Source organism: Bradyrhizobium sp. CCGUVB23 (assembly GCF_024199885.1).
Lineage (GTDB): Bacteria > Pseudomonadota > Alphaproteobacteria > Rhizobiales > Xanthobacteraceae > Bradyrhizobium.
In genome coordinates this window covers 7,439,401-7,463,078 of the sequence record NZ_JANADQ010000001.1, presented here as the reverse complement: position 1 = coordinate 7,463,078, position 23,678 = coordinate 7,439,401, and the positions used below count along the sequence as shown (strand labels likewise).

Genomic DNA, 23,678 nt, shown 5'->3' with positions numbered 1-23,678 from the left:
GCATGTCGGTCGATACTCTTCCCCAATCATCCATCCCGATCACCTCGCCGCTGCGGCCAAAGTTCGGATTCCTCACGTCGACGCCGATCATCGCGGCCGCGACGATCTGCCTCGCGCTGATCGCGCTGATCTCGATCCTCGCGCCGCTGATCGCGCCGCATGATCCGGTTCTGCTCGCGCCCTCGCAGCGGCTGAAGCCCTCCTCCGCGCAGTTCCTGCTCGGCACCGACGCCTTCGGCCGCGATCTGTTGTCGCGTGTGATCTATGGCGGCCGCGTCTCGCTGCTGATCGGGATCGGCTCGGCGATCCTCTCGATCGCCATTGGGCTGGCGATCGGCCTCGTCGCCGGCTTCTTCAAGCTAGTCGATTCGATCATGATGCGCGTCATGGACGGCTTGATGGCGATGCCGAGCATCCTGCTCGCGATCGCCGTCGTCTCGCTGTCGGGCGCCAGCATCTGGACCGTGCTGGTCGCGATCACCATTCCCGAGATTCCGCGCGTGGCACGCCTCGTGCGTTCGGTCGTCCTGTCGGCGCGCGAGGAGCCTTATGTGGAGGCGGCAATCTCGGTCGGCTCGTCACTGCCGAAGATCATGTGGCGCCACCTGATGCCAAACACGATCGCGCCTCTGATCGTGCAAGGCACCTATGTCTGCGCATCCGCGATCCTCACCGAAGCCATCCTCTCCTTCCTCGGTGCCGGCATCTCGCCGGAGACGCCGACCTGGGGCAACATCATGGCCGAGGGGCGCCAGTTCTTCCAGATCAAGCCCTCGCTGATCTTCTGGCCGGGCCTCTTGCTCTCGCTCGCGATCCTCAGCATCAACCTGATCGGCGACGCCGCCCGCGACGCGCTCGACCCCCGCATGAAGCAGCGGGAGGGCAAGTGATTGTCCCGCCGGCCACGTCCCTTGTTCCGTCATTGCAAGCGAAGCGAAGCAATCCAGACTGCATCCGCGGGAAGATTCTGGATTGCTTCGTCGCTTCGCTCCTCGCAATGACGACGGAGTAATTTGATGACCAATACCGTCCTCGACATCAACAACCTCACCGTCTCCATCGGCAAGACGCCGAATGGCCCGAAGATCATCGACGGCATCTCCATCCGGGTCCGCGAGCGCGAGACGTTGTGCCTCGTCGGCGAGAGCGGCTCGGGCAAATCGGTGACCTCGCTCACCGTGATGGGGCTGTTGCAGAAGGGCGCGCTGACGCCGACCGGCGGCAGCGTCAAGCTCGTCGGCGAGGAACTCCTCACCGCGACCGACCGCCGCCTGCGGCAGTTGCGCGCGACGCAAATGGCGATGATCTTCCAGGAGCCGATGACCGCGCTCAACCCGGTCGTTCATGTCGGCCGCCAGATCGACGAGGTCCTGCGCGCCCACACCAATCTCGACGCCAAGGCGCGGCGCAAGCGCATCCTCGAGATGATGGAGCAGGTGCGGCTGCCGCAGGTCGAGCGCATCTTCGCCTCCTACCCGCACCGCCTCTCCGGAGGCCAGCGCCAGCGCATCATGATCGCGATGGCGCTGGTGCTGGAGCCGAAACTGCTGATCGCAGACGAGCCGACCACCGCGCTCGACGTCACCACGCAGAAACAGATCCTCACCTTGATCCGCGACCTCCAGCGCGATCACGGCACCGCCGTGCTTTTCATCACCCACGACATGGGCGTGGTGGCCGAGATCGCCGACCGCGTCGCAGTGATGCGGCAGGGCCGCCTGGTCGAGACCGGCACGCTTGATGCCGTGCTGCGCAATCCAACCATGGAATACACCCGCAACCTGCTCGCCTCGGTGCCGAGCCTGGTGCCGCGCGCGGCACGGCCTGAGACCAAGGAACCGGTGGTGCTGGAGGCCAACGACCTCGGAAAAGTCTATCGCGAGCGCACCTTCTTCGGCAAAGGCCGCGAGGTGGTCGCCGCCGACAAGGTCACCCTCACCTTGCACAAGGGTCGCACGCTCGGCATCGTCGGCGAAAGCGGCTCGGGCAAGTCGACGGTGGCGCGCTGCATCGTCCGCCTGATCGACCCGACCTCCGGCGGCGTGCGCCTCGCCGGCCGCGAAATCTCCGACCTGTCGCGGCGGCTGCTCCAGCCGCATCGCCAGAAGATCCAGATCGTGTTCCAGGATCCCTACCGCTCCCTCAATCCGCGCGTCAGCGTCGGCGAGAGCATCGCGGAAGGCCCGATCAACTACGGCGTCTCGCGCGCCGATGCGCTGAAGCGCGCACGCGAGCTTCTGGAACTGGTCGGCCTGCCGGCGGATGCGGTGTCGCGCTATCCGCACCAGTTTTCGGGCGGCCAGCGCCAGCGCATCGCGATTGCGCGCGCGCTCGCGCTCGATCCCGATGTGCTGGTTGCAGATGAAGCGGTCTCCGCACTCGACGTCTCCGTGCAGGCACAGGTGCTGGAACTTCTGGATGAGATCCAGAAGCGGCTCGGCATCGCCATCCTGTTCATCACCCACGACTTACGCGTCGCCGCGCAGATCTGCGACGAGGTCGTCGTGATGCAGCACGGCCGCGTCGTCGAACAGGGCCCGGCGGCGGAGGTGCTGACGCACCCGAAGGAAGCCTACACCAAGTCCCTGCTCGATGCGGCACCGGGCCGCGGCTGGGATTTTGCCAATTTCCGGCCGGTGGAAGGCGCGGCGGCGAGCGCGTAGGCCGCACACTCCTTTCGTCATTCCGGGGCATCGCGAAGCGATGAGCCCGGAATCCATAACCACCATCGTGAGTATGGATTCCGCGCCCAAGGGGGCGCGCCCCGGAATGACAACGGAGGCATTCGGCTGCGCTATCCAAACGCGGTATCCGCACCATTCCCAAAACGGCTTGAGGCCATGCGCGGCGCGATTGTCTGCCTTGCTTGCTCTTGCCGCAAAGGCGGGTAACGTCGCGCATCATTTGCGTTGGACCAGAATTGAATGACCCGTATCGCCGTCGGCGGCTTCCTGCACGAGACCAACACCTTCGCTCCGACGAAGGCGACGTTCGCGGACTTCCAGCACGGCGGCGGCTGGCCGGCGATGACGCAAGGCGCCGATGTGCTCAAGGTGATGCGCCGCATCAATGTGGGTCTCGCCGGTTTCGTCGAGGCGGCCGAGACCACTGGCTGGGAACTCGTTCCCATCATCGCCTGCGGCGCGAGCCCCTCGGCGCATGTCACCAGGGATGCCTTCGAGCGGATCGTGAAGGTGATGGTCGACGGCATCAAAGCGGCCGGCCCGCTCGATGCGGTCTATCTCGACCTGCACGGCGCGATGGTCACCGAGCATCTCGACGACGGCGAAGGCGAGATTCTCGCACGCGTGCGCCGCGTCATCGGTCCGCATGTTCCTCTCGTCACCAGCCTCGACCTGCACGCCAATGTCACGCCGGAGATGGTCGCGCACGCTGATGCGCTGATCGCCTACCGCACCTATCCGCATGTCGACATGGCCGACACGGGCCGCGCCTGCGCCAGACACCTCGCGCTGCTCCTGAAGACCAAGCAATGCCTCGCCAAGGCGTTCCGCCAGCTGCCGTTCCTGATCCCGATCAGCTGGCAGTGCACCAACGACCAGCCCACCAAGAGCATCTACGAAAAGCTCGCCGCGCTCGAGAGCGAAGCGGTGCCGACGCTGTCCTTTGCGCCCGGCTTCCCCGCCGCGGATTTCCGCGACTGCGGGCCGAGCGTGTTCGCCTACGGCAAGACGCAAGGAGATGCCGACCGCGCAGCGGAGGCAATCGTCAAACTGATCGAAAGCCATGAGGACGATTTCGACGGCAAGATCTTTTTGCCGGACGAAGGCGTGCGCCATGCGATGGAGCTTGCGAAGTGCGCGAGCAAGCCGATCATCATCGCCGACACCCAGGACAATCCCGGCGCCGGCGGCGATTCGGACACCACGGGCATGCTGCGCGCACTGGTGCGCAACAAAGCGAGCGCGGCGACCGGCGTGATCTATGATCCGGTCTCCGCCACGGCCGCGCATGCGGCCGGCGTCGGCGCGACCGTGGCACTGTCGCTCGGCGGCAAGTCCGGCATTCCCGGCGATGAGCCCTATCAGGAGACGTTCGTCGTCGAAAAGCTGTCCGACGGACGCTTCATCGCGCCGGGCCCCTATTACGGCGGCCGCGAGATGGAGATGGGTCCCTCCGCCTGCCTTCGCATCGGCGAAGTCCGCGTGGTCGTGAGCTCGCACAAGGCGCAGCTCGCGGATCAGGCGATGTACCGCTATGTCGGCATCGAGCCGACCGAGCAACAGATCCTCGTCAACAAGAGCTCGGTGCATTTCCGCGCCGACTTCGAGCCGATCGCCGCAAAGCTGCTGATCTGCGCCGCGCCCGGCGCGATGCCGGCGGATACCGCCTCGCTGCCCTGGACACGCCTGCGCCCGGGAATCCGCATCAAGCCGAACGGCCCCGTTTTCATTCCTCCATCACGCTAAGGGATCAAGGACAAGATGCCCACCATCGACCGCATCGACGGCTATGCCGACGAACTCACCGCCATCCGCCGCGACCTGCACGCCCATCCCGAGATCGGCTTCGAGGAGGTCCGCACCTCCGGCATCGTCGCCGACAAGCTGAAGAGCTGGGGCATCGAGGTGCATCGCGGCTTGGGGGGCACCGGCGTGATCGGCGTCATCAAGGGCAAGGGCTCGGGCGGAAAGCGCATCGGCCTGCGCGCCGACATGGACGCGCTGCCGATGGAGGAGAACACCAATCTGAAATGGCGCTCCACCATTCCTGGCCGCTTCCACGGCTGCGGCCATGACGGCCACACCACCATGCTGCTCGGCACCGCGCGCTATCTCGCCGAGACGAAGAATTTCGACGGCACGGTGCATCTGATCTTCCAGCCGGCCGAGGAAGGCCTCGGCGGCGCGCGCGCCATGATCAAGGACGGGCTGTTCGAAAAGTTTCCCTGTGACGAACTCTACGGCCTGCACAACGCGCCCGACCTCAATCTCGGCGAGGTCGCGATCCTGCCGGGACCCGCAATGGCCGGCGCCGACTTCTTCGACCTCCGCATCAACGGCTATGGCGCGCATGGCGCGATGCCGGAGCGCTCGAAGGACGCCGTGGTGATCGCAACCACGCTGGCGCAGGCCATTCAGACCATCGTCAGCCGCAACGTCGAGCCGCTCCAGGCCGCCGTCGTCTCGATCACCCAGATCCATGCCGGCTCCGCCTACAACGTCATCCCCGGCGAAGCCCATCTCTGCGGCACCGTCCGCGCCTTCTCCGATGAAGTGCGCGCCCTGATCCGCGAGCGCATGCGCACGATCTGCGCCGGCGTCGCCAGCGCCTTCCAGGTCGAGATCGAGGCCGACATCCGCGACGCCTTTGGCGTGCTGGTGAACCAGGTCGAGCAGTCCAAGGTGGTCGAAGAGGTCGCGCGCACCGTCGTCGATCCCGCCAAGGTCATCACCCGCACCCAGCCGAAGATGGGCAGCGAGGATTTTGCCGACATGCTGCAAACCATTCCCGGCGCCTATTTCTGGGTCGGGCATGACGGCTCGGTGCCCGTGCACAATCCCGGCTACGTGCTCGACGACAAGATTTTGCCGATCGGCGCCAGCATGTTCGCCCGCATCGTCGAATCCCGCATGCCGGTCGGTGGCCATGCATAAACCGCGCGCCGACGAGAACGTCACCTCGCTGCACGATCTGTCCGCGGTCGATCTGATCGCGGGCTACAAGGCCAGGCAGTTCTCGCCGAGCGAGGTGCTGGAGGACGTGATCGCGCATGTCGCGGCGTGGGAGCCGCATCTCAAGGCGCTCTACGCCTACGATCCCGACGGCGCGCGCGAGGCCGCAAAGGCCTCGACCGCGCGCTGGTCCGGCGGCGAGCCGTCCGGTCCGCTCGATGGCGTGCCGGTCACGGTGAAGGACAACATCGCGACCAAGGGCGTGTCCGTGCCGCTGGGCGCGGCGAGCGTGAAGCTCGTGCCGGCGGCGAAGGACGCGCCGCCGGCCGCGCGCCTACGCGAAGCCGGCGCGATCATCTTCGCCAAGACCACCATGCCCGATTACGGCATGCTGTCGTCGGGTCTTTCCAGCTTCCATGCGCTGGCGCGCAACCCTTGGGACCTCTCGAAAAATCCCGGCGGCTCGAGCGCGGGTGCCGGCGCCGCAGCGGCCGCCGGTTACGGCCCCCTGCATCTCGGCACCGATATCGGCGGCTCGGTGCGGCTGCCGGCCGGCTGGTGTGGCCTCGTCGGCTTGAAGCCGAGCTTTGGCCGCGTGCCGATCGATCCGACCTATGTCGGCCGTGTCGCAGGTCCCATGACCCGCACGGTCGACGATTGCGCGCTGATGATGAGCGTGATCGCAAAGCCCGACCGGCGCGACGGCATGAGCCTGCCGGCCGACACCATCAACTGGAAGACGCTGGAGAAGTCGCCGCGCAAGTTGCGCATCGGCCTGATGCTCGATCTCGGCGTTGGCCTCCCGCTGGAGAAGCCGGTGCGTGACGTCGCGGTGAAAGCCGCGAAGGCGTTCGAGTCCGCCGGCACTGTCGTCACCGAGGTCGACGGCATCTTGACGCGCGAGATGCTCGATGGCCTCGACAATTTCTGGCGCGCGCGGATGTGGGACGATCTCGCGAAACTCTCGACCGAAGACCAGGCCAAAGTGCTGCCCTACATTTTCAAATGGGGCGAGTCCGGCGCAAAGCTCTCCGGCGTCGATGTGATCCGCGGCTTCAACCAGACCATGGCGATCCGCGCCGCCGCGGCAAAGCTGTTCTGCGAGCTCGACTACGTGATCTCGCCGACGGCGCCGAACGTCAACTTCCCGGCGGAGCTCGCCTCGCCTACCAACGATCCGATGAAGCCGTTCGAGCACATCTGCTATACCGTGCCGTGGAATATGTCGGAGAACCCGGCGATCTCAGTCAATGGCGGCTTCGACGCCAAGGGCTTTCCGATCGGCGTGCAGGTCGTCGGCCGCCGCTTCGACGACATCGGCGTGCTCGGCATGGCCAAGGCGTTCGAGGGACTGCGCGGTGCGCAGCGGCCCTGGCCGAAGCCGCCGAAGAAATAACCCTTCCGTCATTCCGGGGCGCGCGCCAGCGCGAACCCGGAATCTCGCGCCACATCTCCAGATTCCGGGTTCGATGCTTCGCATCGCCCCGGAATGACGTGCTAGGTATCAAGACAAGAAACGAGGGAAGGAAACCACCATGGCGTATGAGACGATCAAATACGAGGTCGCCGACGAGATCCTCACCATCACGCTGAACCGTCCGGACAAGCTCAACGCCTTCAACGCCAAGATGCAGGCGGAGCTGATCGAGGCGTTCGACGCCGCCGACAAGGACGACAACATCCGCGCCATCATCGTCACCGGCGAAGGCCGCGCCTTCTGTGCCGGCGCCGATCTCTCCTCCGGCGCCGACACCTTTGACCGCGACGCGCGGCGGGGACCGGTGAAGCGGCTTGCGAGCGGCCAGGTCGATTACAGCGATCCGCAGGTGCGCGATGGCGGCGGCCAGGTCACGCTGCGCATCTTCAAGAGCCTGAAACCCGTGATCGCCGCGGTGAACGGGCCTGCGGTCGGCATCGGCGTCACCATGCAGCTTGCGATGGACATCCGCATTGCCTCGGAGGCGGCGCGCTTCGGCTTCGTGTTCTCCCAGCGCGGCATCGTGCCGGAGGCAGCGTCGAGCTGGTTCCTGCCGCGCCTCGTCGGCATCTCGCAGGCGCTGGAATGGTGCTACACCGGCCGCGTTTTCCCGGCGCAGGAAGCCCTCGCCGGGCGGCTGGTGAGCAAGGTGCTGCCGCCGGATGACCTCCTGCCGACCGCGCGCGCGCTCGCCAAGGAGATTGCAGCCAAGACCGCGCCCGTGTCGATCGCGCTGATCCGCCAGATGATGTGGCGCATGATGGGCGCCGACGATCCGATGGAAGCGCACAAAGTCGACAGCCGCGGCATCTATGCCCGCGGCCGCTCGGACGATGTCAAGGAAGGCGTGACGTCGTTCCTGGAGAAGCGCCCCGCGCAGTTCAAGAACAAGGTGTCGAGCGACATGCCGGACTATTTTCCGTGGTGGACGGAGCGGGAGTACAAGTGAGCCTGGAGCCGACGAAGCCGCAAGACGGCGTCGTCCTCCTGCACGGAATCAGCCGGACGGCGCGCTCGTTTCGCAAGATGGAGATTGCGATCGAGCGCGCCGGCTACGCAACGCTCAACCTCGACTACGCCAGCCGTCGCAAGGCGCTTCAAGAGCTCGCGGATGACATTCATCCCGCGATCGAATCATTTGCCGGCTCAGTAAACGGCTCCGTGCATTTCGTCTGCCACTCCATGGGCGGCCTCCTGGCACGCGTCTATCTCGCGCGGCACCGGACGCAAAACCTCGGGCGCGTCGTGATGCTGGGGACGCCCAACGGCGGCAGCGAGATCGCCGACCGACTGATGGGCTCTTTCCCCTACCGTGCCTTCTTCGGCCCGGCCGGACAGCAACTCGGCACCTATCGCGACGCCGCAACCACGGCGCTGCTGCCGCCAATCAGCTATCCCCTCGGCATTATCGCCGGCGACCGCTCGATCTATCCGGTGGCGGGCGCCTTGCTGCCGCGCCCCCATGACGGGCGGGTCTCGGTCTCGAACACCACGGTCGACGGCATGGCCGACCATATCGTTGTACACGCGTCGCATCCGTGGCTGATGCGAAATGACGAGGCGATCGCCGCGACCATCGCCTTCCTGCAGAACGGATGTTTCCCGACGGATTCGTGATCGTAGGCTGGGTTAGACTAGCTTTGGTCTCTCAGGAGGTTGTCCATCTGGTCTGAACCGAGGAAGCTGAGGTTGCGAAGCTTCAGTGTTCCAAGGAGAGACCAGATGAACGTCCACAAGAGAAGAAGCTCGACGAGATCGCGCCACGACGCACACGCGACGAGGTGATCGACGTGCCGTCGATGCGAGCAGTGAACTGACGGCATGTCCGCTTTCGAGGGTGGAGCGGAAATCTTGTGCTCGACCTTGGTATTACGGCCTATGCCCCTCAACGGACATTACTTTCAATTAACCGAGAACACACGATGGCTTAGCGTTCTCGGGACTACCTAGGCGGCTTGATCAATGCTCTCGATCGAATAGCAACCTGCAATCCGGACAGGCGTTAGGTGCCATCACCGCGCGGACCCCTGTCAGTATTGGTGATGAGATCGCCCGTCAGGCGCTCCCGCCTCACTCTAGCCTTGGAAAGAGTGCGCCATGCGACGACGCTCACAGCCCCATACATTTGAAGAGAATCCGAACGCGGAGAAAGCCCGCTTCGAAGCTGCGTCGCCGCAGAGCTCACCATCATCGATCATGCCGCAGGATGCGGACCATGACATGTATCTTGTACTACTGGACGCCTTTGGGACATGGGTAGGCCGCGCCTGGGGCGAGACCGATGATGATGAGGGTACGTATCGCGAGATGCTAATCCGCGACCTCTTGGACGGCGCGTACAGTCATCCGGTGCGCATCGTCGCCTTCAACACCGCCGACGGATGGTCGCGCAATATCACGACCGAAATCGCTGCCGAGTTGAAGCAGCGCAGAGACGAAGGGGAGAATATCCCCGCCTCCGTACAACATTTGCTGGAAATGGCTGGCAACTCACGGGTACTAAACCAAAGGCAGAATCCGGCGCGAGAAATGGCAATGGACAGCGCGAAGCACTGCCAAGATAAGGCGGCGGAATGCCTTCGCATGACCAAAAAGTCGAAGTGCGACGAAGAGGCTATGATTCTGAGGAATATTGCTCAAAGCTGGTCAAGACTTGCGGGCCAGATCGACCGATACAACGCGGTCCTGCGCGAACAAAGCCGCATAGTCCGAAAGTAAGGCGGCGGCCTCTTTAATTCGGCGAATGTCACGTGTTGGCCCATCTGCGACCTCGTGCGACGTCCGCTTTGCCGCTGTTGAGGGCATAGCGGACATCGTTAAAAGGGGCCGGGGCGGGGTCTGAAAAGTAGAACCCCCGGAGGGTTCCGAACGCGGCGGCGGTCGCACCTTAGTCCCCGTAAGTTACGGAATTTAATCCTAGAATGAAATTCTCTCGATATGCTACGCTTTGTTTGCCCCTCCCCAACCAAGGCGCTCGCAATACAGGATTGCAAGGTCTGCTTGTGAAAGTGTCTTGAGATACTCGATGTCATCGGCGTCTTTCATCCACTCAAGCAACTTTTCACGGGGGGTAGATTTGTCGAGCCGGGATTTCCTTTCCTTCTGCATCCGGGATTAAGTAGGTCTCCCCAAAGCGCAGCCTTGGCGGCGCACCTTCAGGCGCGAACGCAAACTCTGGATTTTCGCCGTCACCTTCGGCGACGAGCAGCAGCGTATGCCCGTGTCGGTGAGCTTCGCTTTCATGATGCAGTCTCTCAGGGTTGCGTGTCAGCTTGCGCTAACAAAAACGGCGATACAGTAGGGTACGCTGAGAGACGGCAAGATAGAGGCGAGATACGCCAGAAAGCCTGTAACCGTAAGGGTTTACGTGTCCCACACCGTATCAGGCCGTCACACCGCGTATCTCAAAAAATATTTAGCTTCGCTAAACCCACCCTACGCAGCATCAATCCATTACCAGCGCCACGCGCCCGATCGCCTTGCGATCGATCAGCAATCGCATCGCCTTCGCATAGTCCTCCAACGGCAGGCGATGCGAGACGTTAGGGCGCAGCCCATCCTCGGCCCATTGCAACAACGCCGCCAAACGGACCTGTCCGAGCGCCGGATTTCTTCGCACGGCTTCGCCGGCACGCACACCCAGCACGCTCGCGCCCTTGATCAACAGAAGATTGGTGCGCGCAAGTCCAATACCGCCAGTGAAGCCGATCACCAGCACGCGCGCGCCCCAGGCGATGCAGCGTAGGCTGCTTTCGAAGACTTCGCCGCCGACAGGATCGAAAACCACGTCGGCGCCTCTGCCGTCCGTGATACGTTTTACGGCGTCGCGAAACGGTTCACGCGAATAGAGCACCAGGTGATCGGCACCCTTTGCTTTCGCGATTTCAAGCTTTTCCTCCGAGGAGGCACAGGCAATCACGGTGGCGCACAGCAGCTTGCCCATTTCAACCGCTGCAAGCCCAACACCGCCACCGGCGCCGTGCACCAGCAACACCTCACCAGCTTGGAGTCCGCCGCGATCGATCAGCGCGTGATAGGCGGTGCCGTGGCCGGCGAGGAAGGTCGCGCCTTCCGCGTAGTCGAATGTCGACGGCATCGGTACCAATTGCGAGCTCGCCACGGCGGCCTCGTCGGCATACGCGCCGTAGCGCATCTTCACGATGACCTTGTCGCCGACGGCGATGCCGCGCGCCGCAGCATCGACCTCGGTCACATCGCCTGCGGCTTCCACACCCGGCGTGAACGGCAGCTCGGGCTTGAGCTGATATTCGCCGGCCGCCATCAGAATATCCGGAAAATTGAGCCCGGCGGCGCGGATCGCAACCCGCACCTCGCCCTCCCCAAGCGGCCGCGACGGGAAGGTTTCGAGCCGCAAGCTTTCGGGCGGTCCGAGCTCGCGGCAAACGACAGCCCGCACCATCAGGCCGCACTCGCCTTGCGGCGAAGCAGCGCTTCGCGGATCAAAGGCAGCCGGTCATTGCCGAAATACATGTCGGTCTTGTCGAGAAAGATCGTCGGCGAGCCGAAGCCACCGCGCGCGACAACCTCTTCCGTGTTGGCCTTGAGCTGATCCTTGATCGCCTGCTCGGAAATGCCGGCGAAGAGTTGTTGCGTGTCGACGCCGACCGTCCTGCAGATGTCCGCGAGCACCGCGTCCTGCGATATATCCTTGTCCCCGCCCCAATAGGCCTCGAACACCGCGGTCGCGAACGGCATCATGTCTTTGCCGAGCCAGATGCAGCCGCGCATCGCCTTCACGCTGTTCACCGGGAAAACCGTCGGCGGCATCTTGATCGACAGGCCCGCCGAGCGCGCCCAGTCGCCGAGGTCCTTCAGCATGTAGCGCGCCTTCAGCGGCACCGGCATTTCACGCTGCGCATAGACGCTCGGATTGACGCTGTTGAAGACGCCGCCGACCAGGATCGGCCGCCAGGAAATCTCGACGCCGAGCTCCTTTGCCAGCGGCTGGATGTTGTGGAAGGCGAGATAGGTCCAGGGGCTGGAGCAGTCGAAGAAGAACTCGATCATGGGGTTTCCTTTGTCTCCATTTGTTCCCTGTCGAGACCGCCGGAATATGAGCCGACTTTTGTTGTTCTGTACCTCGACGTTAAGACATGGCAGGAAGGTGCGCAATGATATCAGATACGGAGGGCGCCATGCTGTTTCCGACCACCATCGCCGGCTCCTTGCCGAAACCGGAATGGCTCGCCGAGCCGAACATGCTCTGGGCGCCCTGGAAGTCGAAGGGGAACGAGCTCCTGCGCGCCAAGCGCGACGCGACGCTGATCTGGCTGAAGATCCAGGAAGACGCCGGCATCGACATCGTCACCGACGGGCGAGCAGGCGCGGCAGCATTTCGTGCACGGTTTTCTCGAGAAGATCGAGGGCATCGACTTCGCGCACAAGGTCGAGATGGGAATCCGCAAGGATCGCTACAAGGCGATGGTGCCGCAGGTGGTCGCGCCGTTGCAGCTCAGGGATCGCGTCCACGCCTTCGAGGCGCGCGTGGCGCGGACGCACACCAAGAAGAAGCTGAAATTCACCCTGCCCGGCCCGATGACCATCATCGACACGATTGCCGATCGCTACTACGGCGATCGGGTCAAGATGGCCTTTGCCTTCGCCGACCTCCTGAACGCGGAGGCCAAGGCACTGCAGGCCGACGGCGTCGATCTCATCCAGTTCGATGAGCCCGCCTTCAACGTCTACATGGACGAGGTCAACGACTGGGGCATCAAGGCGCTGGAGCGCGCTGCCGAGGGCCTCACCTGCACGACCGCCGTGCACATCTGCTACGGCTACGGCATCAAGGCCAATACCGACTGGAAGGAAACGCTCGGGAGCCAATGGCGGCAGTATGAGCAGATCTTCCCCGCGATCGACGCGAGCTCGATCCAGCAGGTTGCGATCGAATGCCGCAATTCCAAGGTGCCGCTCGATCTGCTCGCGCTGTTGAAGGGCAAGATCGTTCAGGCCGGCGTAATCGATGTCGCCAGCGACACGGTGGAGACGGCGGACGACGTCGTTCAGGTGATCGACGCGGTGTCGAAATTCGTGCCCAAGAGCAACATCATCGCGACGACCAATTGCGGCATGGCGCCGATGCGGCGGGAGATCGCGGAAGCCAAGCTGATGGCGCTCTGCGCCGGCGCTGCGCTCGCGCGCGAGAGGCTGAGTTGATGCGGCTTGCGTGCAGCACCGCGTTGCTGGCAGCCCTCGCGCTTCCGGCGCACGCCGAGGATCGTTCCGTGCTCGTCAATTGCAAGGCGATGGTGGAGCGCGCCGCGAAGGATACCGGCACGGCAAGCGATGCGGAGTTCGCCCGCTGCCGCCAGGTGATCCGCGAATGGGCCCTGCGCGATGCGCGGATGACAGTGGACGAACAGGGACGGCCGCTGCGCTGGAGTCACAAGCACACTGCGTTCCCTTCCCCCTTGCGGGGAAGGGTTGGGGAAGGGGTGCCACAAGCGCTGACCTCACCCGGGGCTACCCCCCTCCCTAGCCCTCCCCCGCAAGGGGGGAGGGAACGGTCCTTGCGCTGGGATGCAGTGTAGCCTCGTAACCGGCGTGCAGTGCGCGCAGCGTCGACGGCGGTGTCAGCAGCATTGCTTCGTCGAGCTCACGCTTCGCTTCCACATAGCCCGCCGGCGACCACAACAGCACCCTGCCCTGCGTGACCAGAAAGCTTTCCTCGCCTTGGCTCACCATTGCGCCGACCGGAAGCTGGTCGAGCGGCATCAGCAGCGCATGCAGTCGTTTCTGACCGTGATCGAGTCGCTCGTGGTGCAGCACCGTGTCGATGTCGTGCATGCGCACATCATGCACGCGATTGCCTTTCTCCCATGCGGCCCGGAAGCGATTGGCATCGTCGCGGCGGCAATAGAAACAGGGACGATGTCCGGCAGCAAGCGCGGTGGCCTCGTCCAGGAAGAACAGCTCGGTCCAGCTCTGCGTCGCCATCACCTCGCGGCGACGGCCGCGGAATTCGCACGTGCAGGTCAACCAGGCCGGCGTCGACCAGCGCTTTTTGAGCAGCGTCTTCGTCGCGGGATCATGGATGATGCCGCGGTTGCCCGTGAACATGCCGCGATGTGGGGCGGCGATGATTTCGCCCGTCGGCATGACGCGGTTTTGCAGCGGCACTATTTTGGTGGCGCCGCGGTGACGCGCATTTTCCACAGGTTCCAGACACGGTCGAGAACCTGCAGATTGATCGCATCGGCCTTGGCGCCCTCCGCTGTCGTCAGATAGTTCACCTCGCCGCCAAGCGCGATCGCCTGCGACTGCAGCCGCGCGTTGACGTCGGTGTAGTAGGCGCGGAAGACCGCGACTCTCGCGGACGGGCCGACGGTGACATCACCATGGCCGCGCATCAGCACCACCGACTTGTCGGCGAGCGCGAGCGCCAGTCCCTTGCCGATAGCCGAATTGCTGACCAGCATGTTGGTCTCGCCGAAGTCTTTGCGGATGTCCCAGACCGGCGCACCCGCGGCGAGGAACGCCGCGTTGTGGAAGACCGGGCGCAGCGCAACCTGGCTGATCGTGAACGGGATCACGCCAGGCGAGTGCGTGTGCACGACCGCCATCACATCGGGACGGGCCTTGTAGATCTCGCTGTGAATGAAGCGCTCCAGGAAGACGCTACGCCCCTTGGCATCCACGGCATTGCCGTCGAGATCGAACTCCATGATGTCGTCGGCGCTGACGAGCGCCGGCGCCAGCGAGCGCGACATCAGGAAGTGATCGGGATTTTTGGGATCACGGGCGCTGACATGGCCAAAGCCGTCGAGCACGCCGAGGTCGGCGAGAACGCGGCTGCCGACCACGATGTCCTCGATCACGGCAGGGTCGAGAGCCGAGGCCTGGCGATCCTGGCATCGGGCCTCAGCCGCAAGCAGTGTCCCTGCGAACGCGACGACGACGCCGAACCATGCCAACCGCGCGCGTCCGGCCATCGTGATCAGCTCCCGTGGCTTACGCCGCACCGTCGCGGAGCGGCGGGTGATAGGACAGCGCGGTGTCCCAGGGGAAGAAGATCCAGGTGTCCTGCGAGACTTCCGTAATAAAGGTGTCGACCAGCGGGCGGCCCTTGGGCTTGGCGTAGACGGTGGCGAAATGCGCCTCCGGCAACATCTCGCGGACCAGCTTGCCGGTCTTGCCAGTGTCGACGAGGTCGTCGACGATCAGAAGCCCCTTGCCGGTGCCGCCGCCGAGCTTCATGGCCGCGTCGGAAATGCCCTTGAGCACCTGAAGGTCGCCCTGCTTGGTGTGGTCGTAGCTGGCGATGCAGACGGTATCGATCACGCGCACACCGAGCTCGCGCGCCACGATCGCGGCCGGCACCAGGCCGCCGCGGGTAATCGCGATGACCGCGTGGAACGGGCCGACCTCGTTGAGGCGCCAGGTCAGTGCCCGACAGTCCCGGTGAAACTGGTCCCACGAGACCGGAAAGGCCTTGCCGGCCCGCTCCTGCGCACTCAGTTCCGGTGCCTCACCCATCGTCGTCTCCATTCCTCGCAATCGTCTTCTGCTAGCGGGTGATGCTCAATCCCGCCAGCATTTCCTTCACCGCTGCCATTGCTGCTGCCAACTTCTCCGGATCGCGCGAGCGTACCACCAGATTGGTGTTCGGCTTCTGCTCCTCGTCCATGAAGGGATAGCTGCCGATGATGGTGTCGGGATGGGCGCCGGCGATTGCACGCAAGGGGCCGCCGATGTCGCCCTCCCGCGCATTGGCACGGACCGATTCAGAGAGCATGCGCACGCCGGATTTCAGCTTGGGCGAGACGATATCCATCATCGCCTGCATGATCGACGGCACGCCGGCCATCACGACGACATTGCCGATCTTGAAGCCGGGGGCAAGAATGGTCGCGCTCTGGATCAGCTCGGCGCCGTCGGGGATGCGGGCCATGCGCAGGCGGGCTTCGTTCAAATCCTGCTCGCTCCAGCGCTCGCGGAAGCGGGCGACCACCTCGGGGTGATGATCGATACCGACGCCGAAGGCCTTTGCGACGCTGTCGGCGGTGATGTCGTCATGGGTCGGCCCGATGCCGCCGGTGGTGAAGACATAGGTGTAGCGATGCCGCAGCGCATCCAACGCCGCGATGATGTCGGGCTCGTCATCGGAGACGACCCGGACCTCCTTCAGGTCGATGCCGATATTGGTCAGGTATTCGGCGATGAAGCCGATATTCTTGTCCTTGGTCCGGCCGGACAGGATCTCATCCCCAATGACCAGAATGCCCGCCGTGACGATCTCGCTCATAAATTTGTCCCTCACCTGTAACGTCGACTTTGCCGAGGTAACGCGTTGAAGTCACGCGGTTTTGCTGCCGAAATAAGCAGTCCTCAGCCATTTTTTCAGGCACCTTTCCGGCCATGTCAGGCAAATGCCCACAGTCCATGCTTATCGCGCTGGCCCGGCCCTTGCTACTACCGGGGTAAGTCATGCACTCTCGCATGCATGGCCACAGGACGTTGCGGTCTTCACCAAGACCTAGACGACCTAACCAGTGGCGCAACGCCTGGGGAGAACAGTCGGGATCTATGGCAGTCGCGTTTGACGAAATGAACATTCCCGGCGGGGACCTGCGCCCCGCCTATCAGGAGCTGGCACGCTGGCTCGAGGAGACGCCTCCCGAGGCGCTCGAATATCGCCGCCAGGAAGCGGAGCTCCTGTTCCGCCGGATCGGCATCACCTTCGCGGTCTATGGGGATTCCGAGTCCACGGAGCGGCTGATCCCGTTCGACGTGATTCCCAGGATCATGTCGGGCAAGGAATGGGCGCTCCTGGAGAAGGGCCTCAAGCAGCGCGTGCGCGCGCTGAACATGTTCCTGCGCGACATCTATCATGGTCGCGATATCCTGCGCGCCGAGGTCGTGCCCGACGACCTGATCTTCCACAACCCGGTGTTCCGGCCCGAGATGAACGGCCAGCAGGTGCCGCACGACGTCTACGTGCACATCGCCGGCATCGACATCGTCCGGGTCGACGCCAACGATTTCATCGTGCTGGAGGACAATGCGCGCACGCCGTCCGGCGTGTCCTACATGCTGGAAAACCGCGAGATCATGATGCGGCTGTTTCCAGACCTGTTCGCCCGCCACAGGGTGGCGCCGGTCGAGCGCTATCCGGATGAGCTGCTGGCCGCCTTGCGCTCCGTCGCGCCGCTCAGTGCCTCGGCCGAGCCGACGGTCGCCCTGCTCACGCCCGGCGTCTACAACTCCGCCTATTACGAGCACTCTTTCCTCGCCGACAAGCTCGGCATCGAGCTCGTCGAGGGCAGAGATCTCATCGTCAAGAACAACGAAGTGTTCATGCGCACGACGGAGGGGTTGAAGCGGGTCGACGTGATCTATCGCCGCGTCGACGACGACTTCCTCGATCCACTCACCTTCCGCCCCGACTCCGTGCTCGGCGTGCCTGGGCTGATGTCGGCCTATGCGGCCGGCAACATCACGCTCGCCAACGCCGTCGGCACCGGGATTGCCGACGACAAGGCGATCTACTCCTACATGCCGGACATCGTGAAATTCTACCTCGGCGAGGAGCCGATCCTGAAGAACGTGCCGACCTGGCGCTGCCGCGAGCCGAAGGACCTCGCCTATGTGCTCGACAACTTAAGCGAGCTCGTCGTCAAGGAGGTGCACGGCTCCGGCGGCTACGGCATGCTGATCGGCCCCGCCGCGACGAAAGCGACCATCGAAGCCTTCCGCGAGAAGCTCAAGCGCGAGCCCGAAGGTTTCATCGCGCAGCCGACACTGGCGCTGTCGACCTGCCCGACCTGCACCGCAAGCGGCCTCGCGCCGCGCCATGTGGATTTGCGGCCCTTCGTGCTGACGGGCAGCAAGCGCACCACCATCGTGCCGGGCGGGCTCACCCGCGTGGCGCTGAAGGAAGGCTCCCTGGTCGTGAATTCGAGCCAGGGCGGCGGCACCAAGGACACCTGGATACTGGACGAGTAGAGAGAATGCTGTCGCGTACCGCCGAAAACCTCTACTGGCTCGCCCGTTATGTCGAGCGCGCCGAATATCTCGCGCGCACCATCGATGCGACGCTGCGTGTCACCGCTCTGCCGGCAACCTATGTCGGCAAGACTAACGAATGGGACTCGGCGCTGCTCACCGCCGGCGTCGCGGCAAGCTTCTATCAGAACTATGAGGAAGCCAACGAGCACAACGTCATCGACTATCTCTCGTTCTCTTCGACCAACCCGTCCTCGATCAGGAACTGCATCGAAGCGGCGCGGCTGAACTCGCGCTCGGTGCGCACTGCGCTGACCAGCGAGATGTGGGACACCATCAACTCGGCCTGGATCGAGCTCCAAGCGGTCTGGAGCAAGGGCGCCTCGACACGCGAGGACCTGGCAAAATTCCTGCGCTTCGTGCAGGAGACATCGCTGCGGTTCGACGGCTCGGCCTACCGGACCATGCTGCGCAACGACGCCTACTGGTTCTCGCGGCTTGGCCTGCATCTGGAACGCGCTGACAACACCGCGCGCATTCTGGACGTGAAGTACCACGTGCTGCTGCCGGAGGAGGAACACGTCGGCGGCCCGCTCGACTTCTATCAGTGGAGCTCGATCCTGCGTTCGGTCTCGGCACTCACCGCCTATCACTGGGTCTATCGCGAAACGTTGAAACCCTGGCTGATCGCGGACCTCTTGATCCTCAACGACACGCTGCCGCGGTCGCTGGCGAGCTGCTACGGCAATCTCGTGCGCAATCTCGACCAGATCGGCGTCGCCTATGGCCGCCAGGGCCCAGCCCAGCGCCACGCCCGTGGCATCCGCAACCGGCTGGAACACTCCAACATGAACGACATTTTCCAGCACGGCGTGCATGAATTCATTCAGGAATTCATCGCCGACAATTCAAGGCTGGGCGAAATCGTCACGAAGCAGTATTTGATTTAGCCGAACAGGGACCCACCTCAGCCCTCGTCATTCCGGGGCGCGCGCAGCGCGAACCCGGAATCTCGAGATTCTCTGGGGCGCAATTGCGCACCATAGCTCGGTCCTGCGGACCGCCCCGGAATGACGGAATCAAAACACCATGCGCCTGCGAATCCAACACACCACGACCTATCGCTACGAGCCGGCGGCAACGAGCGTGATCCAGATCCTGCGCATGACGCCCGGCAGCCATGACGGGCAATATGTGGCGGAATGGCAGATCGACGTCTCCACCGACACCAAGCTCGACATGCACGAGGACGCCTTCGGCAACGTCACCCATGTACTGTCCTGTGGCCCCGTCGCCGACATCAAGATCAGCGCCGAAGGCCTGATCGAGACCCACGACACCGGCGGCGTGCTGCGCGGCGCCGACGAGCGCTTTCCGTCGGGGCTGTTCCTGCGCTCGACCGAGCTCACCGCGGTCAATCCGGCGATGGCGAGCTTCGCGCGCCAATTGCGCAGCGAAGCCGAGAGCGACACGCTCGGCTTCCTGCACGCGCTGATGTCGGAGGTCAGCGAGCACATGACGTTCGACGAGGACCCGACCAACAGCGGCACCTCGGCGGTCGAGGCGTTCACGCTCAAGCGCGGCGTCTGCCAGGACTACGCGCACATCTTCATCGCCTGCGCCCGCACAGCCGGCGTGCCGGCGCGCTTCGTCTCCGGCCATTTCCTGCGCTCGGACGGCACCGTCCACCAGGACGCCGGCCATGCCTGGGCGGAAGCCTTCGTGCCTGATTTGGGTTGGGTCGGCTTCGATCCCGCCAACTGCATCTGCTCGACCGATGCCCATGTCCGCGTCGCGATCGGGCTCGACTATCTCGGCGCCGCGCCGGTGCGCGGTACCCGCTATGGCGGCGGCGCGGAGACGCTGACGGTCGCGGTGAAGGTGGATCAGGCCGGACGTTCCGGACAGTCGCAATCGCAGTGGCAGGGATAGTTGTCTAGCTCGTCATTCCGGGGCGCGCCTCTTGGCGCGAGCCCGGAATCTCGCGCCCCAATCTCGGGATTCCGGGTTCGATGCTTCGCATCGCCCCGGAATGACGGCGCTGGAAATCAGTACTCGCAATTCCTGTAGTCGGACGTCTCGCAGGCCTGCATCATCTCTTTCGCGCGCGCCGTGTCTTCCGGCGTCATCGTCGCGGAGACGGTCCTGAGCTCCGCCTTGGCCGTGGCATCACCGCGGGAAGCAGCCAGGCTCAGCCACATGAAGGCGTGCGCCGAGCTTTTCGTCACACCCTGCCCGCGCTGATACATCGCGCCCAGCATCGCTTGTGCCTTTGCATTGCCGGCCTTCGCCATGCCGCGGAACACGTGGATCGCCGGCACATAATCGCCGCGGTTGTAGGCGGCCATGCCGTCCTCCCACGGGCCGGCCATGGCCGCAGAGCCCGTCATGCCCAGCACAGCCGCAATCAGGCTGCCGATCACCAGCTTTCTCATCGCCCGCTCCCTCGTCCCTCACCTGCCTTCTAGCGGGTTGCTACGGCGCGCGCCAAGGAAAGGTTTCACGGGGCCGCGGGCGGGGAAATTGGTTGGAGGGCCACGCGAAATTGGCTACTAGTCTTGCGCAACTTGTTCGCGTTCGGGGACAGAAATGACCTATTGCTGCGGAATCCTGGTTCGGGAAGGTCTGGTCATGATCGCCGACACCCGGACCAATGCGGGGCTGGACAACGTCTCGACCTTCCGCAAGCTGCACATCTTCTCCAAGCCCGGCGATCGCATCATGGCGGTCGCCAGCGCCGGAAATCTCGCGATCAGCCAGTCCGTGCTGTCGACGCTGACCGAGGGTATGGAGGATCCCGACACGGGCGACATCGAGACGCTGATGAACGCGCCGACCATGTTCCAGGCGGCACAGCGCATCGGCCGTGCGATCCGCGCCGTGCACGCCACCGAGGCTGCGCCGCTCAAGGCCGAGGACATCAATTTCGACGTCTCGTTCCTGTTCGGCGGCCAGATCAAGGGCTCGCGGATGCGATTGTTCATGGTCTATCCGGCTGGCAACTTCATCGAGTGCACCACCGACACGCCGTACCTTCAGATCGGCGAGCATAAATACGGCAAGCCGGTGCTCGACCGCGCGATGCATTACGATATCGAGCTCTATGAGGCGCTGAAGACCGGCCTGATCTCGATGGATTCGACCATGCGCTCCAATCTCGGCGTGGGCCTTCCGATCGACGTGCTGGTGGCTCGCACCGATGCCTGCGACGCCGACCTCAACCACCGCATCGAGGCCGGCGAGCCCTATTTCCACGACCTGCGCTCGCGCTGGTCGGCGGCCTTGCGCGCCGCGCATCAGAACATTCCGCGGCCGCCCTACAAGAACGACAAAGAACCCAAAACCTGACAGAGAAGAAAAGGCAGGAAACGATGAGTGAAGCGAAAAAGATCGCAGTGGTGACCGGCGCCGGCACCGGTGTCGGACGCGCAGCCGCACTGGCGCTGATGAACGCCGGCTTCACCGTGGTGCTGACCGGACGCCGGCTCGAGATGCTCGAGGAGACCGCAAAGCTCGGCCCCGCAGGCAAGAGCCTCTGCGTCTCCGCCGACATGACCAACCCCGGCTCGATCGCCGCGCTGTTCACCAAGGTCAAGGACACCTATGGCCGGCTCGACGTGCTCTTCAACAATGCCGGCATGGGCGCGCCTCCCGTGAACTTCGAGGATCTCAGCCTCGAGCAGTGGCAGGCGGTGGTGAACACCAACCTCACCGGCCCCTTCCTCTGCACCCAGCACGCCTTCCGCATCATGAAGGACCAGAACCCGCGCGGCGGCCGCATCATCAACAACGGCTCGATCTCCGCGCACGCGCCGCGGCCGTTCTCGGCCGCCTATACCTCGACCAAGCACGCGATCACGGGCCTTACCAGGGCTTCCAACCTCGACGGCCGCGCCTATGACATCGCGGTCGGCCAGGTCGACATCGGCAATGCCGCCACCCCCATGACCGACCGCATGGTCAACGGTCCCGGCGTGTTGCAGCCCGATGGCACGACGAAGCACGAGCCGCGCATGGACGCGAATGCGGTCGGCGATGCCGTCGCCTACATGGCCGGCCTGCCGTTAGACGCCAACGTGCTGTTCATGACGGTCATGGCGACCAAGATGCCGTTCGTGGGACGCGGCTAACTCTGTCTCTCGCTCTCCCCGCATTGCGGGGAGAGCGTCGCCCCTGCTCTCAAAAAACCGAAAACAACCCCATGCACAGTAGGCGCAGCGGCGCCGACGGTATCATTTTACTCCAGCCGCTCCACTTTCCGCAGGCTCGGGAACAGCTTCATCCATAGCAGCGCGACCGCGATGGTGCCGATGCCGCCGAGCACGGCGGCGGGCATCGCGCCGAACAGCGCGGCGGTGAGCCCGCTCTCGAACTGGCCGAGTTGGTTCGAGGCGTTGATGAAGAGGAAGTTGACCGCGCCGACGCGGCCGCGCATCTCGTCGGGCGTTGCGAGCTGCACCAGTGAAAAACGGATCACGACGCTGATCGTATCGGCCGCGCCCAGCACCGCGAGCGCCAGCACCGAGAGCCACATCCACTGCGACAGCGCGAACACGACGGTACCGATGCCGAACACGATCACCGCCTGAAACATCCTGATGCCGACGTGACGAGCAATGGCGTGACGTGCCAGCACCATGGTCATCATCAGGGCGCCGACCGCAGGCGCGGCGCGCAGGACGCCCAGACCGAGAGGGCCGGCCTGGAGTATATCGCGGGCATAGATCGGCAACAGCGCGGTGACGCCGCCAAACAGCACCGCGAACAGATCGAGCGAGATGGTGCCGAGGATCGCCGGATTGGAGCGGATGAAACGCACGCCGGCAAAGATGTCATCGTCCGCCGCGCCCCTGGCGGTCGCCTGCGGGCCCGGCTGGATGAAACCGGTCAGGATCATGCCCAGAATCCAGAACAGCACCATCACGGCATAGGCGAAGTGCGGCGCGACCGCATAGGCGAAGCCGCCGAGCGCCGGTCCGGTGATGGTCGCGACCTGCCCCGCGCCGCTGGCAATCGCAGTCGCCCGCTGGAGCGAGCCCTGCGGCGCGATCAGCGGCAGCAGTGCCGCGGTGGTCGGGCTTTCGAACGCGCCGGCGATGCCGAGCGCGAAGGTCGCGACGAAGATCTGCACCTCGCCGATCGCGCCGAGATATGTGCTCGCGGCGAGATAGAGCGCGGTGGCGGCTTCCGCGAGCTGGCAGAGCTGGACGACGCGCTTGCGCTCGAAGCGGTCGGCGGCGTGGCCGGCGACGAACACCAACAGCGCTGTGGGGAGGAACTGCACCAGCCCGACCAGGCCCAGCGCAAAGGCCGAACCCGTGAGATCGTAGATCTGCCAGCCGATCGCAACCGCCGCGATCTGGCTGGAAAAACGCGACAGACTGCGCGAGAGCAGGAAGAAGAGGAATGGCGGGTGCTTGATGAGTTCGCCGGCTCTGACCGGCGGGTTCGCGGACATTGGCTGCTCTTGAGCGAGGCCCGTGGCGCCCCGCGCGGCTGGTGTTGACGTTGACGCGTGACTGAGGCCGGAGGTCTTGTCAACAACCGGTCGGCTCCGGCGCGCCCGGCATTGCCTTTACGACGGCCCGGCTGCCATA

The 23,678-nt window shown here is 64.3% G+C and carries 21 protein-coding genes and 1 pseudogene; 14 read left to right on the top strand and 8 right to left on the bottom strand.

Going from position 1 to position 23,678, the window contains the following annotated elements:
* Nucleotides 1-2: 2 nt before the first annotated feature.
* The 8 genes from NLN62_RS34625 to NLN62_RS34590 all read left to right on the top strand — a co-directional run bounded on the left by NLN62_RS34625 (nt 3) and on the right by NLN62_RS34590 (nt 9,831).
* The gene (locus tag NLN62_RS34625) at nt 3-890 is read left to right on the top strand and encodes an ABC transporter permease (protein ID WP_027526423.1); all 888 of its coding nucleotides are present in this window, start codon (nt 3-5) and stop codon (nt 888-890) included.
* A gap of 126 nt (nt 891-1,016) precedes the next feature.
* A complete protein-coding gene (locus NLN62_RS34620) occupies nt 1,017-2,663 on the top strand; it encodes an ABC transporter ATP-binding protein (protein ID WP_254111756.1) in 1,647 nt (548 codons plus the stop codon).
* A 261-nt stretch (nt 2,664-2,924) separates the two neighbouring features.
* Complete coding sequence (locus tag NLN62_RS34615; protein WP_254111755.1) at nt 2,925-4,430, top strand: M81 family metallopeptidase; 1,506 nt, start codon at nt 2,925-2,927, stop codon at nt 4,428-4,430.
* Between the two features lie 15 nt (nt 4,431-4,445).
* Nucleotides 4,446-5,618 carry a M20 aminoacylase family protein gene (locus tag NLN62_RS34610; RefSeq protein WP_254111754.1) on the top strand — a complete coding sequence of 391 codons (1,173 nt, stop codon included), beginning with the start codon at nt 4,446-4,448 and terminating at the stop codon, nt 5,616-5,618.
* Nucleotides 5,611-7,032: an amidase gene (locus NLN62_RS34605; protein WP_254111753.1), complete on the top strand. Its 1,422-nt coding sequence runs from the start codon at nt 5,611-5,613 to the stop codon at nt 7,030-7,032. The genes NLN62_RS34610 and NLN62_RS34605 overlap by 8 nt, the downstream gene beginning before the upstream one ends.
* A gap of 139 nt (nt 7,033-7,171) precedes the next feature.
* Nucleotides 7,172-8,062 (top strand): crotonase/enoyl-CoA hydratase family protein, encoded by an 891-nt coding sequence (locus tag NLN62_RS34600; RefSeq protein ID WP_027526418.1) that lies wholly within the window; start codon nt 7,172-7,174, stop codon nt 8,060-8,062.
* A complete protein-coding gene (locus tag NLN62_RS34595; protein WP_027526417.1) occupies nt 8,059-8,730 on the top strand; it encodes an alpha/beta fold hydrolase in 672 nt (223 codons plus the stop codon). Before NLN62_RS34600 ends, NLN62_RS34595 begins: the two co-directional genes overlap by 4 nt.
* Before the next feature lie 480 nt (nt 8,731-9,210).
* Nucleotides 9,211-9,831 carry a hypothetical protein gene (locus NLN62_RS34590; RefSeq protein ID WP_254111752.1) on the top strand — a complete coding sequence of 207 codons (621 nt, stop codon included), beginning with the start codon at nt 9,211-9,213 and terminating at the stop codon, nt 9,829-9,831.
* A 727-nt stretch (nt 9,832-10,558) separates the two neighbouring features.
* Here NLN62_RS34590 and NLN62_RS34585 read toward each other — a convergent pair.
* Together NLN62_RS34585 and NLN62_RS34580 are read right to left on the bottom strand one after the other, a co-directional pair.
* Complete coding sequence (locus NLN62_RS34585; protein WP_254111751.1) at nt 10,559-11,533, bottom strand: NADPH:quinone oxidoreductase family protein; 975 nt, start codon at nt 11,531-11,533, stop codon at nt 10,559-10,561.
* Entirely contained in the window at nt 11,533-12,141 is a 609-nt protein-coding gene (locus tag NLN62_RS34580) for a 2-hydroxychromene-2-carboxylate isomerase (RefSeq protein ID WP_254111750.1), read from the bottom strand. The genes NLN62_RS34585 and NLN62_RS34580 overlap by 1 nt, the downstream gene beginning before the upstream one ends.
* Nucleotides 12,142-12,269: 128 nt before the next feature.
* Between NLN62_RS34580 and NLN62_RS34575 the strand changes: the two are divergent.
* Nucleotides 12,270-13,293 (top strand): annotated as a pseudogene (locus NLN62_RS34575) (methionine synthase).
* 318 nt (nt 13,294-13,611) lie between these two features.
* Here NLN62_RS34575 and NLN62_RS34570 read toward each other — a convergent pair.
* The 4 genes from NLN62_RS34570 to NLN62_RS34555 are packed head-to-tail and all read right to left on the bottom strand — an operon-like array spanning nt 13,612 to nt 16,381.
* A complete protein-coding gene (locus tag NLN62_RS34570; RefSeq protein ID WP_254111749.1) occupies nt 13,612-14,256 on the bottom strand; it encodes a hypothetical protein in 645 nt (214 codons plus the stop codon).
* A complete protein-coding gene (locus NLN62_RS34565) occupies nt 14,256-15,068 on the bottom strand; it encodes a class II aldolase/adducin family protein (protein ID WP_254111748.1) in 813 nt (270 codons plus the stop codon). Before NLN62_RS34565 ends, NLN62_RS34570 begins: the two co-directional genes overlap by 1 nt.
* 19 nt (nt 15,069-15,087) lie before the next feature.
* Nucleotides 15,088-15,612 (bottom strand): xanthine phosphoribosyltransferase, encoded by a 525-nt coding sequence (gene gpt, locus NLN62_RS34560; RefSeq protein WP_254111747.1) that lies wholly within the window; start codon nt 15,610-15,612, stop codon nt 15,088-15,090.
* A gap of 31 nt (nt 15,613-15,643) precedes the next feature.
* Nucleotides 15,644-16,381 (bottom strand): molybdopterin-binding protein, encoded by a 738-nt coding sequence (locus NLN62_RS34555; RefSeq protein ID WP_254111746.1) that lies wholly within the window; start codon nt 16,379-16,381, stop codon nt 15,644-15,646.
* 281 nt (nt 16,382-16,662) lie between these two features.
* Between NLN62_RS34555 and NLN62_RS34550 the strand changes: the two genes are divergently transcribed.
* From NLN62_RS34550 to NLN62_RS34540, 3 genes are all read left to right on the top strand, one after another.
* Nucleotides 16,663-18,081 (top strand): circularly permuted type 2 ATP-grasp protein, encoded by a 1,419-nt coding sequence (locus NLN62_RS34550; RefSeq protein WP_027526408.1) that lies wholly within the window; start codon nt 16,663-16,665, stop codon nt 18,079-18,081.
* A 5-nt stretch (nt 18,082-18,086) separates the two neighbouring features.
* On the top strand, nt 18,087-19,031 hold the full coding sequence (locus NLN62_RS34545; protein ID WP_027526407.1) for an alpha-E domain-containing protein: 945 nt from the start codon (nt 18,087-18,089) through the stop codon (nt 19,029-19,031).
* A gap of 139 nt (nt 19,032-19,170) precedes the next feature.
* A complete protein-coding gene (locus NLN62_RS34540) occupies nt 19,171-20,013 on the top strand; it encodes a transglutaminase family protein (protein WP_027526406.1) in 843 nt (280 codons plus the stop codon).
* A 116-nt stretch (nt 20,014-20,129) separates the two neighbouring features.
* Here NLN62_RS34540 and NLN62_RS34535 read toward each other — a convergent pair whose 3' ends face one another.
* Nucleotides 20,130-20,516 carry a hypothetical protein gene (locus NLN62_RS34535; protein WP_254111745.1) on the bottom strand — a complete coding sequence of 129 codons (387 nt, stop codon included), beginning with the start codon at nt 20,514-20,516 and terminating at the stop codon, nt 20,130-20,132.
* Nucleotides 20,517-20,670: 154 nt separating this feature from the next.
* Here NLN62_RS34535 and NLN62_RS34530 point away from each other — a divergent pair, with 154 nt between their 5' ends.
* Both NLN62_RS34530 and NLN62_RS34525 read left to right on the top strand, forming a co-directional pair.
* Nucleotides 20,671-21,429: a peptidase gene (locus NLN62_RS34530; RefSeq protein WP_027526404.1), complete on the top strand. Its 759-nt coding sequence runs from the start codon at nt 20,671-20,673 to the stop codon at nt 21,427-21,429.
* A 23-nt stretch (nt 21,430-21,452) separates the two neighbouring features.
* Nucleotides 21,453-22,211 carry an SDR family oxidoreductase gene (locus NLN62_RS34525; protein ID WP_027526403.1) on the top strand — a complete coding sequence of 253 codons (759 nt, stop codon included), beginning with the start codon at nt 21,453-21,455 and terminating at the stop codon, nt 22,209-22,211.
* Between the two features lie 107 nt (nt 22,212-22,318).
* Here the strand turns inward: NLN62_RS34525 and NLN62_RS34520 are convergent, their stop codons facing one another.
* The gene (locus NLN62_RS34520) at nt 22,319-23,539 is read right to left on the bottom strand and encodes an MFS transporter (RefSeq protein ID WP_027526402.1); all 1,221 of its coding nucleotides are present in this window, start codon (nt 23,537-23,539) and stop codon (nt 22,319-22,321) included.
* Nucleotides 23,540-23,678 lie beyond the last annotated feature (139 nt).